Source organism: Microcoleus sp. MON1_C1 (assembly GCF_036701945.1).
Lineage (GTDB): Bacteria > Cyanobacteriota > Cyanobacteriia > Cyanobacteriales > Microcoleaceae > Microcoleus.
In genome coordinates this window covers 174,824-192,803 of the sequence record NZ_JAUBRO010000003.1, presented here as the reverse complement: position 1 = coordinate 192,803, position 17,980 = coordinate 174,824, and the positions used below count along the sequence as shown (strand labels likewise).

At 47.7% G+C, this 17,980-nt stretch carries 18 protein-coding genes; 9 read left to right on the top strand and 9 right to left on the bottom strand.

Translation table 11 applies throughout. From position 1 onward, the window contains the following. Positions 1-250: 250 nt before the first annotated feature. The gene (locus tag QUA62_RS03030) at positions 251-1,306 is read left to right on the top strand and encodes an alpha/beta fold hydrolase (RefSeq protein WP_333402309.1); all 1,056 of its coding nucleotides are present in this window, start codon (positions 251-253) and stop codon (positions 1,304-1,306) included. Between the two features lie 47 nt (positions 1,307-1,353). Here QUA62_RS03030 and QUA62_RS03025 read toward each other — a convergent pair whose 3' ends face one another. Beyond that, a complete protein-coding gene (locus QUA62_RS03025) occupies positions 1,354-1,809 on the bottom strand; it encodes an RNA-guided endonuclease TnpB family protein (RefSeq protein WP_333402308.1) in 456 nt (151 codons plus the stop codon). Further along, on the bottom strand, positions 1,757-2,521 hold the full coding sequence (locus QUA62_RS03020) for an RNA-guided endonuclease TnpB family protein (protein WP_333402307.1): 765 nt from the start codon (positions 2,519-2,521) through the stop codon (positions 1,757-1,759). The genes QUA62_RS03025 and QUA62_RS03020 overlap by 53 nt, the downstream gene beginning before the upstream one ends. Positions 2,522-3,144: 623 nt before the next feature. On the opposite strand from QUA62_RS03020, the gene QUA62_RS03015 reads away from it, so the two are divergent. The 3 genes from QUA62_RS03015 (at position 3,145) to QUA62_RS03005 (ending at position 6,848) form a co-directional block, all read left to right on the top strand. Further along, positions 3,145-4,746 carry a metallophosphoesterase gene (locus QUA62_RS03015; protein ID WP_333402306.1) on the top strand — a complete coding sequence of 534 codons (1,602 nt, stop codon included), beginning with the start codon at positions 3,145-3,147 and terminating at the stop codon, positions 4,744-4,746. Between the two features lie 146 nt (positions 4,747-4,892). Further along, positions 4,893-5,621: a DUF3891 family protein gene (locus tag QUA62_RS03010; RefSeq protein WP_333286593.1), complete on the top strand. Its 729-nt coding sequence runs from the start codon at positions 4,893-4,895 to the stop codon at positions 5,619-5,621. Between the two features lie 156 nt (positions 5,622-5,777). Then, positions 5,778-6,848 (top strand): YegS/Rv2252/BmrU family lipid kinase, encoded by a 1,071-nt coding sequence (locus QUA62_RS03005; RefSeq protein WP_445301634.1) that lies wholly within the window; start codon positions 5,778-5,780, stop codon positions 6,846-6,848. Positions 6,849-6,900: 52 nt separating this feature from the next. On the opposite strand, the gene QUA62_RS03000 is transcribed toward QUA62_RS03005, so the two are convergent. The 4 genes from QUA62_RS03000 to QUA62_RS02985 all read right to left on the bottom strand — a co-directional run bounded on the left by QUA62_RS03000 (position 6,901) and on the right by QUA62_RS02985 (position 12,045). Next, on the bottom strand, positions 6,901-7,257 hold the full coding sequence (locus QUA62_RS03000) for a hypothetical protein (protein ID WP_006631047.1): 357 nt from the start codon (positions 7,255-7,257) through the stop codon (positions 6,901-6,903). A gap of 283 nt (positions 7,258-7,540) precedes the next feature. Then, complete coding sequence (locus tag QUA62_RS02995; protein ID WP_333402305.1) at positions 7,541-9,328, bottom strand: ABC transporter ATP-binding protein; 1,788 nt, start codon at positions 9,326-9,328, stop codon at positions 7,541-7,543. Between the two features lie 316 nt (positions 9,329-9,644). Next, a complete protein-coding gene (locus tag QUA62_RS02990) occupies positions 9,645-10,127 on the bottom strand; it encodes an FxLYD domain-containing protein (RefSeq protein ID WP_333402304.1) in 483 nt (160 codons plus the stop codon). A gap of 214 nt (positions 10,128-10,341) precedes the next feature. Further along, the gene (locus QUA62_RS02985) at positions 10,342-12,045 is read right to left on the bottom strand and encodes an NAD(P)/FAD-dependent oxidoreductase (RefSeq protein WP_333402303.1); all 1,704 of its coding nucleotides are present in this window, start codon (positions 12,043-12,045) and stop codon (positions 10,342-10,344) included. 93 nt (positions 12,046-12,138) lie between these two features. Between QUA62_RS02985 and QUA62_RS02980 the strand changes: the two genes are divergently transcribed. Then, a complete protein-coding gene (locus tag QUA62_RS02980; RefSeq protein WP_333402302.1) occupies positions 12,139-13,050 on the top strand; it encodes a PPC domain-containing protein in 912 nt (303 codons plus the stop codon). A 286-nt stretch (positions 13,051-13,336) separates the two neighbouring features. Here the strand turns inward: QUA62_RS02980 and QUA62_RS02975 are convergent, their stop codons facing one another. Next, on the bottom strand, positions 13,337-13,933 hold the full coding sequence (locus tag QUA62_RS02975) for a hypothetical protein (RefSeq protein WP_333402301.1): 597 nt from the start codon (positions 13,931-13,933) through the stop codon (positions 13,337-13,339). A gap of 45 nt (positions 13,934-13,978) precedes the next feature. Beyond that, positions 13,979-15,154, bottom strand: a complete 1,176-nt coding sequence (ribD, locus tag QUA62_RS02970; protein WP_333214176.1) for a bifunctional diaminohydroxyphosphoribosylaminopyrimidine deaminase/5-amino-6-(5-phosphoribosylamino)uracil reductase RibD — start codon at positions 15,152-15,154, stop codon at positions 13,979-13,981. 11 nt (positions 15,155-15,165) lie between these two features. On the opposite strand from ribD, the gene QUA62_RS02965 reads away from it, so the two are divergent. From QUA62_RS02965 to QUA62_RS02955, 3 genes are all read left to right on the top strand, one after another. Next, positions 15,166-15,360, top strand: a complete 195-nt coding sequence (locus QUA62_RS02965; RefSeq protein ID WP_333402300.1) for a hypothetical protein — start codon at positions 15,166-15,168, stop codon at positions 15,358-15,360. 115 nt (positions 15,361-15,475) lie between these two features. Next, on the top strand, positions 15,476-16,336 hold the full coding sequence (locus tag QUA62_RS02960) for an FAD-binding domain-containing protein (protein ID WP_333402299.1): 861 nt from the start codon (positions 15,476-15,478) through the stop codon (positions 16,334-16,336). Positions 16,337-16,426: 90 nt separating this feature from the next. Beyond that, positions 16,427-16,840, top strand: coding sequence for a hypothetical protein (locus QUA62_RS02955; protein ID WP_333402298.1), 414 nt, complete (start codon positions 16,427-16,429; stop codon positions 16,838-16,840). Between the two features lie 100 nt (positions 16,841-16,940). Here QUA62_RS02955 and QUA62_RS02950 read toward each other — a convergent pair whose 3' ends face one another. Continuing rightward, positions 16,941-17,480 (bottom strand): cyclic nucleotide-binding domain-containing protein, encoded by a 540-nt coding sequence (locus tag QUA62_RS02950; protein WP_333402297.1) that lies wholly within the window; start codon positions 17,478-17,480, stop codon positions 16,941-16,943. Between the two features lie 148 nt (positions 17,481-17,628). On the opposite strand from QUA62_RS02950, the gene QUA62_RS02945 reads away from it, so the two are divergent. Next, positions 17,629-17,925 carry a hypothetical protein gene (locus tag QUA62_RS02945; RefSeq protein WP_333402296.1) on the top strand — a complete coding sequence of 99 codons (297 nt, stop codon included), beginning with the start codon at positions 17,629-17,631 and terminating at the stop codon, positions 17,923-17,925. Positions 17,926-17,980 lie beyond the last annotated feature (55 nt).

Sequence of the window (17,980 nt, the reverse complement as noted above, 5' to 3'; positions counted from 1 at the left end):
TGCTTTAAATTCTCTTCGCATTCCATCCCCAAAAACTTTTGGGCCACAGACCAATCGAGAGCGATCGCTTAAACACTGGCACGCTACATATAGCGTGCCTGCGTAAGTCCTGTTTATTATTTTGGCTTGACTTCGCCCTTGAGTGCATTTACTCAAAAAGTATTGCGATTTTCAGGGTTATTCGCTAGAATAGCCAACCTGTCAAGTAAAAAAATCCCACCAACGAGACAGACATTTCCGACATTCGCTTATGACCATTGCCTATACTCCACCTTGGCTGCTCAACAACGGCCTATTAATGACGTTGTACACCGCATTAAGGGCTAGTCGCGGTTGGGAAAAGACGATCCCTTACCCAGAGCCCCCTTACCGAGAACACATTTTTACTGGTGCCTGTGGAGTCCCGATTTTCGGCTGGGTTGCCATCCCCGAAAATCCCCGATATACCATTGTCGGCACTTACGGCATTACTGGCGATCTGGATAATCAATGGTATCTGAAGCTACTAGGCCGTAAAGCCTATGCCCAAGGCTGTGCAGTGGTATTATTTGACTGGCGAGCTCACGGCAAAACTGCCCAACTCTCTCCCACCCTGACTTCTGATGGCCTATACGAAGGCGAAGATTTCGTTCGGATTGCTGCCGCTGCTAAAGAAATGGGATGTCCCGCCCCTTTTTGGTTCACGGCTTATTCCCTGGGCGGACAATTAGCCTTGTGGGCCGTAAAATCAGCTCAGACGATCGCAGATTGGGGGCCTGACTTAGGGATCGAAGAGTCAGAACTAGCAGGCGCGGCGGTTATTTGCCCCAGCTTGGACTCGAACCGTTCTCTGTCTTATCTAGTTAAAGATGAGTGGGGGAAATTTTTAGAAAAAGCGATCGCGCGACAGTTAAAAAAACTAGCAAAAAACATCGCTAAAACGCATCCAGGGGCGATCGATCCTGCAGCTATTGAACGCGCCAACAGCATTTGGGGCTTTGACCACGAACTGGTAATTGGCCCGTTAGGTTTCTCCTCTGTGGAAGAATACTATGACGCTAGCAGCGCTCTACACATTTTGCCTCACCTCAAAAAACCCACTTTCATCCTCTATGCAGCCGACGATCCGATGTTTGACCCGATTCTTGTCCCTGAGTTGCAAGCCATTAGCGCGAACAATCCTGCCTTAGAATTAGTGGTGACAGCCTACGGCGGTCATGTTGGGCATATCAGTAGTAAACGTTGTCAGCATCAATTTGCTGATAGCGATCGGTGGTGGGCCTGGAATCGGATTTTACAGTGGTTCGATGCCTTGAGTGTTGAGTGAACTACCAGACGCTGACCACTTCATTGGTACAGCGCTGGCTTCCTGATTCAACGGGGCGGGGCGTCCAACAAAACCGAAGTTTTGCCAGATCGACTTACATCCCCTGCACAGGCAGAAGCGCTAGTTCCTAACGCAAAAATCCGCAAGGCTTCATTTCTAATGTTGAGGGCTGCATTTACATCACGGTCATGATGAGTACCACAATGTTTACAAGTCCATGCCCTAACATCAAGAGTGAGATGCTCAACTTGATTTAGGCAGGCATGACAAGTTTTTGAGCTAGGAAACCATCGATCAATCTCAATGTATTGTTTACCTTCACTTTCAGCCTTGTACTTAAGCATTGTGCAGAACATACCCCAGCCAACATCACTAATGGCTTTGGCTAAATTATGATTCTTTACCATGCCTTTGATGTTGAGATTTTCCACTGCAATAACTTGGTTTTCGTTAACTATCTTGCGGGATAGCACGCGCAAGAGAATCTTCGCGGCATCGGGCAATTTTGGAGTGAACTTTTGCCACCGCCAGTCTTGCCTTTTTTCGATTCTGACTGCCTTTCTTTTTGCGATCAAGCTTCTGCTGTTTACGTTTTAAGTTTCGTTGACGTTTGACGAAATACTTGGGATTGCCGAACTTAGAACCATCACTGGTAATCGCCAAATGAGTTAACCCTACGTCAATGCCAATAGCTTTATCTGCTGGGACTAACTCAGGCTGTTCTTTCCCATCGTCAATCAAAACAGAAACAAAATGTTTACCGTCCGGGTTGCGAGATACGGTAACGGTCTTGATATCGCCCTCAAAATCACGATGTCGCCGACAGAAAACTAAACCAATCTTAGGTAGGTTGATATAGTCACCGTCGAATTTGACATTTTGAGGGTAGCTGATCGACTGCCTGCCATGCTTGGCTTTGAACTTGGGCAGCATCGCCCTCTTGTCAAAGAAGTTTTTGTAGGCAGTAGATAAATTCAATGCCACCACCTGCAAGCATTGAGAATAAGGTTCTTTTAACCATTCGTATTCTTTTTTGAGTGCAGGGAGCAAGCCTTGTATGTATGCCCTAGATAGTCCTTTGCCAGTATTCTTGTAAGTTTCTTGACATAGATTCAAAGCATAGTTCCAGAACCATCTCGCACAGCCAAAAGACTTTGCAAGCAAGACATCTTGCTCATCTGTGGGATAAATTCTGTACTTGTAAGCTTTATACATTTATCAAGGTTGCAGAATACCGATAAAATTATCATAGGGCACAAAAACGATATTGATTCGCTGTCGCTCAATTTATTTTTTGGCTCATTTTCATCCCGACGCTCACCTTCGGTAGAGCGCGGGACTTCCCATTCGCATTAGTTAAGATTATCAAATAAAACCTTAACACTCCTCGCCTATAGTTGCGAGGATGAAAAGATTAGGGGGTTTAATCCCTCCAGTCCAGAACTTTAAAACTATTTCGCAAAATTACTAGACATTTGGGCAAAAGCTGAATGGCTTACTGGGACTTAATTGTGCATAATTTGCACAGCCCTGATTTGAGTTTAGATACGGGGCGATCGTATCAAAACCAAAGAAACCGGGTTTTTAGCCGTGGCTGTCGGTCTTAACGAAGTATTTTCGTCAAAAACCCGGTTTCTGACTGCCTGCGCGTCAAACCAAAGAAACTAAAGAAACCGGGTTTTTGGCCGTGGCTGTCGATTTTAACGAAGTATTTTCGTCAAAAACCCGGTTTCTGACTGCCCGCGCGTCGATTTTCAGCTTTTAGAGAGATGTAAAAAGTCCCCCGATCGCTGCAATATTAATAACTAGGAACTCAGCAATTTTGGAGAAGAGGTGAATTGAAATTCGTTTCCGACCCGCAAATAACAGTCAAAATCCGCAAAATGAAAGAGCGGGTGCGGTGGCAAGAACACTCGATCGTCGATCGGGGAATCGACCAAACTCGGATGGTTTTGGAATCTCAAACCACCGACTCTCCAGAGTTTTCGTTTTTAGTCGCAGGCGACAGCGGCACGGGCAATCACCGCGGCTACAATCCCCAGCGACAGATTGCCGAACTGATGCTCTCGGAGCGCGAAACTTGCCGTTTCGTCCTCCACACGGGCGATGTAGTTTATCTCGTAGGTTCCAGCGAATATTACTTGCAAAACTTTATTCGCCCCTACCGAGAATTTATAGTCGGCGGCGAGCATCCCTCTCGCATTGCCTACGATCGCATGGTGTTTAACTTTCCGTTTTTGCCCGTACCGGGAAACCACGACTATTACGACTTGCCGATAGTCTACGGCATTCTGTCGGCGACAGCTTTGCCGCTGCGTCGGCTGTTGGGTTCCAAGTTGGATCTCGATGTCGGCTGGCACGGTTCCGATCGCGGAAATGCCTACGCCAAAGCGTTTCTCGACTACCTGCAAGCTCACAAAATGCCGGGAGAACTCGATCGCCACCTAGACGCCCACTACACCGCCAGCACCAGCACAGGCCGCTGCCTCCGCTACCAACCCGGACGCTTTACCCGCTTACCCAACCGCTACTACACCTTCCGCAGCGGCGGCATCGACTTCTTCGCCCTCGACTCCAACACCTTCAACGAACCGTTACCGATCCCGAAAACCAAACAGGGCGACATTCGCCGCCAGAATTTGGAACTCGATCGCCAGAAATTGGAACAAGAAAAATTGGCAATGCTCGAAATGTGCGATCGGCTCAACCCCCAAATTCCCGAGGAAGCCGAACAGCTAGACGACTTAGCCGCCAAATTAGAGCAAGTTGACGAAATGTTGATGGATATTGACAAACAACTGTCGCCCGACAGAACAGCCGCCACCGACGTTGAACAGCTCGAATGGCTGAAAAAAAGACTGATTGACTCTTGGCGCGATTCCGAGGTGCGGGGGCGGGTAATTTACCTGCACCACCCCCCCTACGTGACAGAGGCGACAAAGTGGAATCAAGCTCAAACTTTGGCGGTTCGGTTGCGATTGCGCGAGGTGCTCGACGGGGTGGCCGATGCAGTTGGGGAAGTGGCGCGGGGGCGTCCGCTAGTAGATTTGGTGCTGACTGGCCACGCTCACTGTTTGGAATACCTGCGGACCGGGAATACCGGACACGGCGACTCTGGGATTAATTGGATTGTCTGCGGGGGAAGCGGCCACAGTCTCCGCCGCCAGCGCCCGGAAGGACCGATGTTGCAGGAAGCATTGAGTCCTGAAGCTTATCGGTTGGGGCGGCAGTCTGGTTCCGAAACAGCCAGCCGGCGGGTAGCGGAATCTTTGCTATTTGTCGGCCGCAGCGGTCAAGGTTCCCACAAGCGCCGTCCTTATTCGTGTTTGCGGATTGATGTTCTCGATGGGTGTCCCCCGAAGTTCCGCATCCGACCTTTGGTTGTCGAACGATTTGAGGGGAAATGGCAGGATATCTCGATCGAACCTTTTGTGATTTAACTTTCGTTTTTCTGTAAGTCTCGATCGCCCTTAAAAAGGTGGACTTTGACCGATTCCGGTTCCCCCCTTTTTAAGGCGCCGGGGGGATCGAAAGCCGAATGCTCGCACAAAATACTCGTATTAACTTAATTGAGGAGAAAAATTCAATGATTGCTAACTTAACCGCCACCGGCTGGGAAATTATTTACCACCGCGCCCACGCTTTACTCGCGGCGCAACTTGGCGGACAGTGGAAGCGCTCGAAATCTCCGGTGCGCCTCTACGAAACCATAGCGGCTATTTCGCATCACGACGATTTGGAGAAAGAGTGGGAAGAAAATATTTTGACTGAAGCGGGCGCGCCCTTTGATTTTACCTTGCAGACGGAAACTTCTCTGCCGAAAATTAAAGCCATGGCGCAGAATGCCCTATATCGCGGTAGGTGGGTAGCAATGCTGATTTCTATGCACATGAGCTTTCTCAATGAAGGAAAGCGGGGAGAGTCGAAGGAACTCGACGAGTTTTTGGACGAACAACTGGAAAATCAAAAAAAATGGCGCAAAGAGTTGCAAATTTCCGAGGAAGATGCTAAGGCCGCTTATGCTTTTTTCCAGTGGTGCGATCGGCTATCATTAATTCTTTGCAGCCGCGAGTTACCCGCCGGAGAACGAGCTTTAGAAATTAGTGTCGGCCCGGACGGCAAGCGCTACGATATTGTACAGCACAGCAACGAACTCGTGACTGTAACTCCTTGGCCTTTTGAAGACGATAAGTTTACGGTGAACGTCGAAGCGTGCCTTTTGGATCAAGTCAAGTTCGACAGCAACAAGGAAATCAAGGAAGCGCTGCACAAAGCTCCCCGCGAAGTCTTAGAGTGGACTTTTGTCAAGTCTTAATTAAACCTTGGAAAAATAGGTGAGGGTTGTTGTCGAAGTTTAGCGGGCATGGCATTTGTGTTAACTTAATGTTAAAACCATGTCTAAATCAGGGTTATAGTTGAGTCTTGCTCCCCCTTAACTCCCCTTAATAAGGGGGGGATAAGAACAGTCAAAATGACTCTTATTAAGGGGGATGCGATGGCGCTCGAAACTGCGATACAAAGGAAAAAAACCCTGGGTTTCAGGTTCGCTATTACCCATTACCTATTACCAAATATGGAACGTTCAGCTTGCCTAATTTTCAATCCCGTCGCCGGTAACAGCGACCCCGACCAAGACTTAGCTAGAATTCAGGAACTTTTAGAGCCTTTTATTGACTTAGACATTCGGCTGACCACCCCCGAATTAGACGCAGATCAAATCGCCCGCGAAGCAGTTGCTAGGGGAGTTGAGGCAATTATTGCTTCCGGGGGCGACGGCACCTTGTCCGCAGTGGCTGGGGCGATTGTGGGCACAAATATTCCTTTAGGAATTATTTCGCGGGGAACTGCTAATGCTTTTGCTAATGCTTTAGACATTCCAAATACAATTGAAACCGCCTGTGAAAATATTTTGGGAGGGTTGACGCGGGTGGTGGATGCGGCGATTTGCAACGGTGAAATGCCGATGGTTTTGTTAGCTGGAGTGGGGTTTGAGGCAGAAACTGTCGAACTTGCCGATCGCGAAATGAAGAATCGTTGGGGAATGCTGGCTTACATTCTTTCAGGAATTAAACAGTTAAACAATTTAGAAAGATTTGAAGCGGAAATCGAAACCGAAGATAGAATTATCAGCCTTACTGCTGTGGCCGTCACCGTGGCGAATGCAGCGCCGCCTACTTCCATTTTAGCTCAAGGCCCGGCGGGGATTATTTTTGATGACGGCTTGCTGGACGTGACGCTGGTTGCGCCTCAGAATAAAGCTGGGGCGATCGCAGCTTCTTATCACCTATTGCAAACAGCTTTGAGCGGCAATCCTACGGATCGCGACGACATCGGTTATTTGCGGGCAAAAAAAGTAACAATTAGTGCCGATCCACCTCAAAAAGTAGTTATAGACGGCGAAATCATCGGCATGACTCCGGTTTCTATTGAGTGTGTTCCGGGAGGTTTAACTATTTTTGTACCGCGAGTTGAAGAAGAGCAAGCGGTGGAAAAACTCACCGGTTTAGCGGACATCGAAATTACATTGAAACCCTCAACTTAAAATTTTTAGCGACACCAACAATAAAAAAGACCGCCCGGGCGGTCTTTCTTTTTTAGGCGTCTAAAATTTGGCGAATGCGGCGCTCCAAACGTTCGAGATCGAGTCCACCTTCATCGCGGCTGATGCGGCGCACGGTGACGTTAACATTGCTCAAATCTGCCAGCAAATCTTGCAGGATTTCTTGTTGCTGGCGAGCTTGAGTTATTTCGCGCGGTTCCTGCACCAAATCGCGAACAATTGTATCTTCCGCGCGCGAAGCAACGATTGGGTCTGCTTCGCCGTCTACGTGCACAAAAGTGCGCCGACCGGGCCCGCGTTCTTCTTCAATTGGTATTACTGCTGTTACTCGATCGGAGCGTACATACTTGCCAAATCCCAGGTGGACTAAGACGGAGGATTGTATTTTCATAGTTAGCACGATTTATTTGTTAGTTATCTATATTTTAACTCGCAATTTCCGGCTATGACAAGTAATGGCCAAGCGGGTTTTACACCTATTTTGAAGAGTTTATAGTGGTATGAAAGGTGGCTATTTTTTAGTAAATATGGTAAGTTTTTAGTTGGATATAAACATCTGAATAAAGATTTTTTTATGAAGAACGTCCGTCCTAATTCCCCAAACTTTGAGGACGGACGTTTTCACTGCCAACGTAGAAAGGCAGAGCCTTGAAACGAGGAAATAACGCAGCTTATCAGCTAAACTGTTGAGCGTAGTAGCCAGCATAGCGAGCTCCCTTTTCCAGCAACTCCTCGTGCGTCCCAGATTCGACAATTCTGCCTTTTTCCAAAACTAAAATGCGATCGGCTCTCCGCACAGTAGCCAAGCGGTGAGCGATAATAAACACCGTGCGATCGCGCATCAATCTTTCCAGCGCTTCTTGGACTAAACCTTCGGATTCCGAATCCAGCGCCGATGTCGCTTCATCCAAAATCAATATTCTGGGATCAAGCAAAACTGCACGGGCGATCGCAATTCTTTGTTTCTGTCCGCCAGATAAATTTACACCCCTTTCTCCTACCCAAGTTTGATAACCGTCGGGAAACTCACTAATGAATTGATGAGCGTTAGCAATCTCCGCAGCTTTTTGCACATCTTTCAGTTCATAATAAGATTGACCAAAAGCGATATTTTGAGCAATTGTACCCGAAAATAAAATCGTTTCTTGCGGTACAATTCCGATTTGTCGCCGCAGAGTATTTAAGGTGACATCTTGAATATCAATACCGTCAATTAAAATCTGTCCCGCTTGCGGATCGTAAAATCTGGGTAGCAAATTTACTAAAGTAGTTTTACCCGCACCGGATGCACCCACGAGAGCAATCATTTCTCCGGGAAGTGCCAGTAAACTCATATTTTGTAAAATCGGAACCCCCCCTTGCCCCCCCTTATCAAGGGGGGGTTGAGGCTGTTTTCCCCCATTGTCAAGGGCGGGTTGAGAGGGGTAGGCAAAATTAATGTTGCGGTATTCGACTTTGCCTGTAACATGGGGAAGTTCAATTGCGCCCGGTTTTTCGACTACTGTTGGTTCAATTGCTAATAATTCAAAAATGCGATCGCTAGAAGCTTCTCCCTGCTTAAAATCTCCGTAATTAGCAGTTGTAATAGCGATGGGGTCAATTAAAAGTGCCACCCCTGCGATATAACTGATAAATTCAGTACCTGTAAGATTTCCTTGAGAAATTTGCCAACCTCCCAGGAAAAAGAGCAAAATCACACTCATCGCTTCCAGAAAGCCAACTACAACGAACTGAAGTGCTTTTATTCGTTCTGACAAATACTTAGCGCGGCGGTTTTGTTCTGCTTCTTCTGCAAAGCGGGCAATTTCGTAGTCTTCAGCCACAAATGCTTTGATTAAGCGAATGCCGCTGAATACTTCTGTCAGCAAAGCGGATAAATCAGAGATGCGATTTTGACTTTGGCGCGAGTAACTTAGCAGTTTCTCGCCAAACCAACCAATTAAGATAGCCATCAGCGGTGCAATAATTAATGCACCTAGAGTTAATTGCCAGTTGAGATAAATCATATACCCCAGCACGGCAATTAGCTGCAAAACACAAGGGATAAACTGATGAAAAAATTTATTTACGACTTCGCCAATGCGGTCAATATCTTCTGTGAGGCGGTAGGATAAATCTCCGGTTTTGGCGGTTTCAAAGTAGCCGATATTGAGTTTTTGCAGGTGGGAGTAGACTTTTTTGCGAATTTCTAAAGCAATAGTCAAAGCAGCTTTTGCCATCAGCGTATCTTGACCGTACTGGGCTGTACCGCGAATTAGAAATATGATGGCGCTGAGTGCAGCAATTTGAGCGAAGCCTTTTAAATCTCCATTACCTATAAATTTGGCTGTTTCGCCAACCAGCCACGCTATAATCGGCCAAAATATGGTAAATACTACGGTACAAGCTAATGCTTTACCGATGGTTTGTTTTTGGGGACGGAGGTAGGGTAAGATTTGCCAGTATGTCGATCGAGTTTTCAAGATATTTTGCCCTCGCAAATTCTGTTTTTGGGGATCTCTGCAAGAATATTCAAACTTCGATCCCCCCTAACCCCCCTTAATAAGGGGGGAACAAGATTATTATTCCAAGTCCCCCTTTTGAAGGGGGATTTAGGGGGATCTCTGCGTAAGTCATAGAGATATCTGAGCCAGAATATGATAACAGTGATCGGGCAAATCTCAACAATCATTCTTCACCGAAAGCATCCGGGATAGAAAGCCCACGGATTCATCTGTGGGGTTCATTGTCCAATTCTTCAATTCTTCAATTCTTCAATCTAAAATCTAAAATCTAAAATCATTCTTGACCGTCGGCATGAGTAGCCTGTACCTTAGCCCCCGCGACTACTTCGCCCCGAAAGGCGGCTGACTGTCCGGGTGCAAGAGTAACTGGTTCAGCGTAGATAAATCCGTTGTCAATTAAATTGCCTGACTCGTCCAAAACTTCATAATTGACTTTGACATTCTTGATTATTTTGCAGCCTTGATTAAGGACTTGACCGCTGAAAACGTTGCCGTCATAATTAGTCGCCGCAATTGACACTTGGGCAGCGATGTTGGCACCGGAAATGCAAGTTTGGGAAGTTCCTAAAGATGGCTGTTTCTCGCATAACTTGCCCAAGTCTACTGTTTTGCCGTCGGGGGTTTTCATGTAGCAAAACGGCTCATCAACTGGTAAAGCTTGAGCCATTGTATTTGTAAAGTCTGTAAGCAGAGGGCGAGCCGAGAGCGGCGATATTAGCAAACTAGATAAAGCTAGTGTTAAAGGTAAAATAATCATGTTTTTTGACAAAAATTTGTACAATATAATTCACATAACTTTTACGTTTGCATATCTCTCTGTATGGTGGATATTATGACTAATGTAATTTTTCGGGCGGGCTAGAAGCCCACCCCACAAGAATTAGATGTGCGTTGCTCAAAGCCACACCACAAGAATTAAATGCGCGTTGCTCAAAGCCACCACACAAGGATTAGATACGCACCTTACGAGATTATCTAATACTCGGCTTTCTATTCCTAAGATTCTGCGCCCCGGGAACTTTCCGGCTGGGACGGCGATTGTTCAAATTACTCGCAGTTCGAGCATTCAAAGCCTCAGCAGAAGGTATCAAACCTAAGTCTTGCAAAATTTCAACAGCCGCCCTTTGTCCAGTTTCGCAACCGCCTTCCATGTAACCTTGATTTTCCAGCGAAGTGTGTTCCCCGGCAAAATATAAATTGCCAACTCGTTCGCCTTCAACGCCGTACATTTGTGTCCACTGTCCGACTAAATAGCAGGCATAAGAACCTTTGAAAAAGCGTTCTCCCGGCCAATAAGCTCGCACAGCTTTGCCCGATCGCAAATTTCTCACTCCGGGAAAAACTCTTTCAAATTGGTTCAAAAATCTTTGTGCTTGGTCTTCTGGAGTTCCGGCACCGATCGACAAACCCTGCTTTCCTCCTGTAAAATTAGTAACTAAACCGTTAGGAGTAGGGGCGAAAGGCGTAGCTTCCCAGGTATTCTGGAATCCTAAATCGCTATAAACAGAAGCAGTCGATCGATAAAGTTCCCGCCAAATTCGGCTGCGGTAGCCAGTAATTAACTTAGAATTAGTACCGTAACCCAACTGCTCGATCGCCCTGCGTTTTGGTTGGGGTAAAGGTACGTTAATTCTAACGTCTCGCAGAGTGCTGAACGGCAAAGTTAACAAAACTCGCTCGTAAGTGCGCTCGAACGCGCTTTGTCCCGATCGCAAATTTACCCGATAGCGGCCATCCGGCAAAAGAGTAATCGCTTCCAAAACCGTCCCCGCTTCGATCGAACCAGACAATTGACCCGCCAAACGGTTGATAATTTGACTGTTACCGCCGTCAATTTGATAACGCTCATCGCTGTTGCCGTACAATTCAAAACTGCCCGCCTCAGAACCGATTAAAAACAGCAGATTTAACGCCGACTGTTCTTCAGGATCTCGACCGTATTCAGTCGTGTAAGCAATGCGGAGTAACTGCCGGACAAGCGTGCTAGTCTCAGCTTGGTCTACATATTCAGCGATCGAAAGATTGTCCAATCTTTCCGCTGCTTCCGTAAAATCGAGATAGCTAATTTCATCGCCAACCGCCTCCAAATCAGCAGTAATTTTAGTCGCTAGCGGCGCAAATTCCGCGATTAATTGCTCAAGAGAAAAGCGGCGCCCTTGAAAGAAAAAAGTATCCTTCACCAGTCCACTCTGCACTTGGGCTAAGTCGATCGCCCGCAAACCCAATTCCGACGCCAGCGAGATTAAATTAGTGTGGCCGGTGTCAATAAATTCTCCCCCCAACTCCGCCGGAATCAGCGTTCCAGCCACCTTGGGAATAGTGCGTATCCGCCCCCCCACGCGGTTAGTTGCCTCGATTATATCGGCGCGCACGCCCGCTTGGCGCAAGCGATAAGCCGCCGTCAAACCCGCAATCCCCGCACCCACAACCAAAATGGGCGATCGTCCGCCCTGTTGAGCAAAAGCTCCCCCTCCCTCCCTGGTAAAAGTCGCAGCAGCGACAGCCCCCGCAGCAGCTAAGCCCCCGTGCAGCAAGCGGCGCCGAGATATGGCAGAATTGGGAATGCCAGCGCTCAGCATCCCCAGCAGTTCATCAGCCGGAATGCCCGTTTCCCTTGATTTCTGAGCAATACTCGCAGCGCGGCGCAGCATTGCCATCAGTCCAGATTTAGCCATAATTAAGACATCCTCACAAAACAAAACTTTGATGTAAACTGGATTCTCGATCGTGCACTTTCCAGACTAAAGTCCAGAGAGATTTTTTTAATAATGCTAACCCTCAGAACACTGTTCGACAGCAAATTTTATCTCGAAAACAACCCAGATGTCGCGGTAGCAGTTGCCAGAGGCACGGTATCGAGTCCCTTCGATCACTACCGAAAAATTGGCAAATTTGAAAATCGCGACCCCAATGCCCTGTTCGACGCCAGCTATTATTTAGACACCAATACAGATGTAGCGACATCAGCGAAACTCAACGGTTTTTCAGCCGCCGATCACTTTATCAGATTCGGTCAATTTGAAGTTCGCAACCCCAACCCATTCTTCGATGTTAATTTTTATCTAACAAGCAACCCCGACGTTCAGACAGCAGTCCAAACAAATCAATTTACCGCATTTGAACACTACTTCAAAGTCGGTCAAATAGAAAACCGCAAACCCAGCGTTTTCTTCGAGCCCAGCTTTTATCTAGAAAAATATCCGCTGGTAGCAGCAGCAGTCAATAGCGGCGCAGTTAAAAGTGCGATCGACCACTACATTCAATTCGGTCAACAAGAAGGAGCGTTGAGCACTCTCCCCGATCCCGCCGACAATTTGAACGCAGCAAAAAGCCTAGGCATTATGACAGAAATTCAAACGGCCAGCGATTTTGTGGGAGCGGCTGAACCAGCCGACATTTACAGTTTCATCCTCAATACTCCCAGCCTTTTCAGTGTAACTGTTGACGGTTTGAGTGCAGATGTTGATATTGAATTAATTCAAGATCTCAACGGCAACGGCGCAGTTGGATCAGACGATCTGATTGCTTCGTCTAACAATTTAAGCACGGCTTCAGAAACAATTGTCAGCAATGGGCCTTTACCTGCGGGGATTTATTTCGTCCGCGTTTCTCAATTTCAAGGCGATACAAATTATGACTTGAGATTGCTTTCCGCTCCTTCTCCCACGCCGCTTCTATGACATGAGGGTTTACACTCGAAAGCAGTCCAAATCAGAAGATGGAAGACAGAATGCAGAATTAAATAAAAATTTATAATTAAATAATTCTGCGGGTTTGTCAGTTAGATACTGTCCGGTTAATGACTTATAATATAATTGTTTGTTGTCACCCTCTTAAGAGAAGAGAAGACTTACGTCCTCACTACAAACCTAATTATAAATTTTTGACCGTACTTGATATTAAAACAAACAATTCTCTCTTCCATCTTCCATCTTCCATTGGGCCGATATTTCACTTATTAGTTTCTTACCCCCTGGGAGAAGGCAAAGATTGAACAGGTGCCGGAGGCCAATTAGAGCGACTTCTGGTTAGAGTAGTAGACACCAAAGCATAGCCCAAAACAGCGGGAAGCACGATCGCACTCAGAAACACGATCGCCGCAGCCCAACTCATCGCATTCGATATCGGGCCGTAATGAGTGCGGTAAGGGTCAAAGGTGGGTAAATTAGGCCTCGGGGCGTCCCGCAGCGCGATCGAACGTTTGAACCGCACTCGCCTGTCGTCGAGCTTTTCGAGCAAAATCCAGCCAACTTCCGCCTCTTCTTGGCACAGCTTGTGAAAAATCGCAGGATTGCGAAACAAATCGTTGCTAGCCCGCACAATCTTGTACTCCCAAACCGTCAAATCAACAGCATTAGGAGCGGGTTTGGGATTGCCATTCGAGCGCGTATTTTCAGGCGCATTAAAATTATCTTCTTGAGATTCGTACCGAGTCAAAACTTCCTCCTCCTCGTTGTATTTTTGCCACGCAGCCAATTGCTCGCGGCTCACCAATACACCCGCGAGCGCCGCCTCTAAGCCGAGACTGCCAACCATCAAACTCCAAATCAGAATTTCAACCATAAAAGGAGTTAAAAATCAAAAACTAGAAAGACTCACTTTTAACTTTCAATCTTTAATTTTCAAATAGCCTTCCACCACACAATCTGCACCCACTGCGCGCCAAGAAACTCGCTCTAAAGCCAAAGCATCAGTCATTGCCGAAAACCCCAAATCTCCTACAGGAGTTGGAGCTCCTTGGCCGCCGACAATTTTAGGAGCAATAAAAGCCATAATTTTTTGAACTGCACCCTCAGCAATTGCCTCGGCCGCCAAAGTGCCACCACACTCCCAGAGTACAGAAAGAAAAGATCGATCGTACAAATAAGCCATAACATTAGTCGGTGTCAGAGGCGAGAGCTCCACAACTTCCACCCCTTTGGCGATCAAAAATTCCTGAAATTCCGGGTTAACCCCAGGTTCAGTCAGCACCAAAGTAGCCGCCACAGAGGTTTCCCACAACCAAGCCGACTTCGGCAAATCCAGAGTGCGGCTCATCACCACCCGCAGGGGATTATTCCTATCAGGCTGGTGACTTGTCAGTAGAGGATTGTCCAGACGCACCGTATTTCCCCCAACAATCACAGCATCGCAGCCGACGCGCAACCGGTGTACCTCGCTCCGAGCCTCCTCGCCTGTCACCCAAGCGCTGTGGCCGCTACTGGTAGCAATTTTACCGTCCAAAGTCATTGCATATTTCAAAATTCCAAAAGGCCGGCGGTACAAAATCCGGTGTACAAAAGCCTCGTTGAGTTTTTGGCAAGCTTCCCCTTCCACTCCCGCCACCACTTCAATGCCAGCCTCTCGCAACCGGGCCAGCCCAGTTCCAGCTACCAAAGGATTCGGATCGACCATGCCAGCCACTACTTTTGCCACCTTGGCCTTAACTAAAGCTTCGGAACAGGGGGGAGTCCGGCCGTAGTGGTTGCAGGGTTCCAGGTTCACGTAGACGGTCGCTCCTTCGGCGAGTTCCCCCGCTTCCCGGAGCGCAAAAACTTCGGCGTGAGGTTGACCGGCACCGGGATGAAACCCTTCGCCGACAATCTTGCCGTCTCGGACAATTACAGAACCGACAAGGGGGTTGGGTGCGGTTTTGCCGAGAGCGCGGCGAGCCAATTCTATGCAGCGGCGCATCATGGCTCGATCGAACTCTTGAATTTCGCTGTTGTCCAGTTGTTTTGTACCTTGCTGCTGTCCGTTAGCTAAGCTGGCGATCGCTTGAGCGTCCGCCGGAAAAGTTTCCATAAGATTTTGGTATGATATCTATCCCTGAGTGTACTGACTTTGATGTTAATTTTGGCTGCGATCCGACGATCGATTGCGGCTGGGGCAAACAGTACGTTACCACTGAGATATTGCACCATTCTCAATTAGCCTTTCATGAACAGGCAAGATGCCTGTTCCACAAGAAAATTTATCTTTTGTGGAACTGGCATCTTGCCCGTTCTTGACAATGGTGCAAGATGTGAGTTACCGGGAGTGAAGGGCAATTTAGGGCGATCGGGCAGGCACGCCCCAACAAATAGCTTTAACATGAGGAAAGAATAGCAGGCGCTTGAAAAAACAATGAGTCAGGACATGAAGCGGGAATTTGCCAGCCGCGACGAATTAATTGCCTACGTGCGTGAACAGTTCCCCGAAGCCGCCGCCCGGGACAGCAGCGTAGCCCCAACCCCAGGCGGGCGGAAAGCAGCCGAGACAGCCCTGCAACAAGTCGATCCCGGCAAGTACGCCTCAACCCGCAATTTCCTCAACGGTGCGATAACCCGCTTGTCGCCCTATGTGCGCTACGGAGTTTTGAGTCTGGCGGAAGTCCGGGATGCCGTGCTAGAGAAGGTGCGGCATCGAGAAGAGGCCGTAAAACTCGTCAACGAGTTGGGTTGGCGGGATTATTGGCAGCGACTGTACGCGGAATTGGGCAACGGGATTTGGCAAGACCGGGAACCCTACAAAACTGGCTACACTGCTAAAGATTACAGCGAAACTCTGCCGGAGGATGTCATTGAGGGATCGACTGGTTTGGTTTGCATCGACAGTTTCAGCCGCCAGTTGCGAGAAACTGGTTATTTGCACAATCACCAGCGGATGTGGACTGCCGCTTATCTCGTACACTGGCGCCGAGTGCGCTGGCAAGCCGGAGCTCGCTGGTTTTTGCAACATTTGCTAGATGGAGATCCGGCGAGCAACAATCTTTCTTGGCAGTGGGTAGCAAGCACTTTTAGTCACAAACCTTATTTTTTTAATCGCGAAAATTTGGAGCGTTACACTAAGGCGGTTTATTGTCGCGATTGTCCGATGTACGGGCAATGCGATTTTGAGGGAACTTACGAATATTTGGAAGGGCAGTTGTTTCCTCAGGGAGAAAAGGTCGATCGTAGCGGCGGTTCTAAAAGTTGGCAAGACTTTCAAAAGCGCCGGAAAAATTAAGGAAGTTCGGCAACCGATTCGCTTTCTTCGGATTTAACGGATTTAACACCAATTCTCCATTACCAATTACCAATTCCCAATTCCCAATTTATGAACAATCCGATTATTTGGCTGCACGGCGACTGTTTGAGTCCTGAAGGCCCGGCTTTTAAAGCGCACCCAGAGGCACCGGCCATCTGGGTTTGGGATGACGCGCTTATTGATGAATGGCAGTTGAGTCTCAAACGAATGGTGTTTATTTACGAATGTTTGCTGGAGTTGCCGGTAGTTATTCGGCGGGGCGATGTGGCTGCGGAAGTTATCGCTTTTGCTAAAGAATCCGGCGCGAATCAAGTGGTGACTGCGGAAAGTCCCAGTCCTCGGTTTCAGGATATTTGCCGGGAAATTAAGCGATCGCACCCTGTAGAAGTTTTGCCGCCCGAACCCTTTGTCCGCTACGAGGGTTACATTGATTTGAAGCGTTTTTCCCGCTATTGGCGCGTCGCTGAAAAATATGTTTTCTAATTGTAATTGGGAATTGGAAATTGGAAATTGGAAATAGAAAAGAGGTGTTCTTTTCTTTTCTTCCCTCTTCCTTCTTCCTTCTTCCCTCTTCCCTCTTCCTTCAACTCCCCTTCAAACGCTCCAACAGCCATTGAAATCTCGATGCCGCCAAATCTGGATTTTCGACATTTTCCGGGATAGCCCCCTCGTCGTCGGGCTCTTGATACATTAAACCATCACTATCATCGCCGAAGCGCTGGACTGTACCCCGCAGTCTCGACGAAAGAAATTTGGTAATCGCCCGATAAAACCGCAGGGAAAAAAGCACGTCTTGCTCTAGTTTTTCAGTTAGCAGCCGCCTCGGAATTGACAGGATGAGGCACTCTTCAATTGCCGTGACGGTAGCAGAAGGAAGCCTCCCGTCTACAAAAGACATTTCGCCCAAAACTTCCCCGGCAATAATTTTTCCAATTTCTTTGTCGCCCAAAGATGATACAGCAACGCTCAAAGTTCCCTCCAGAACTATGTACAGGGCGTCTAAGGGCTTACCTTCGGTGATGAGGGTTGTGCCGGGGAGGATTTGGGTGCGGGTGCCGTTGGCTAGCATCCAATCGATGTCGCGATCGCTCAATTCGCCTAAAATGACTAGAACTTTGCTCATAAAGTCAGGTTGAGATGAGATAATTTGTATTTTTTTACTTGTTTAGTTGCGTGCTGTTGTTAGATGGTCAGACCCTGAGCGAAAGCGAAGGCTAAACTTTACAAATAGAGCACTAACTTTTACACAATTTTCATAATATTCAGTAATTTTGACACGATCGAGCCACAAATATTTCTCGGATCGGTGGTATTATTCTACATTAATTGTCACGGACTGTGCAGCAGCCGATCGCGTTGTTTTAACTGCACTTGCTTTGGACGGCGGGGCTGCCAAAACTGTTTTGAAAGCTTGTTGTCTCTTGGTTTCGAGCTGGTGCGCCCTCAAAAACCGGATTTTTCCGGCGTGGCTGCTAGTGCAGCGCCCCCAAGTACAGTATTGTAGAATGCCAGCCAGACGCGCGATCGACCTCTCAATTAAACAGGAGCAAGGGTGCAATCATCCCTAGGATTGATTTTTTGGCGATCGATCTGTAAATTAAAATTAGCCTCTAAACCCACCGT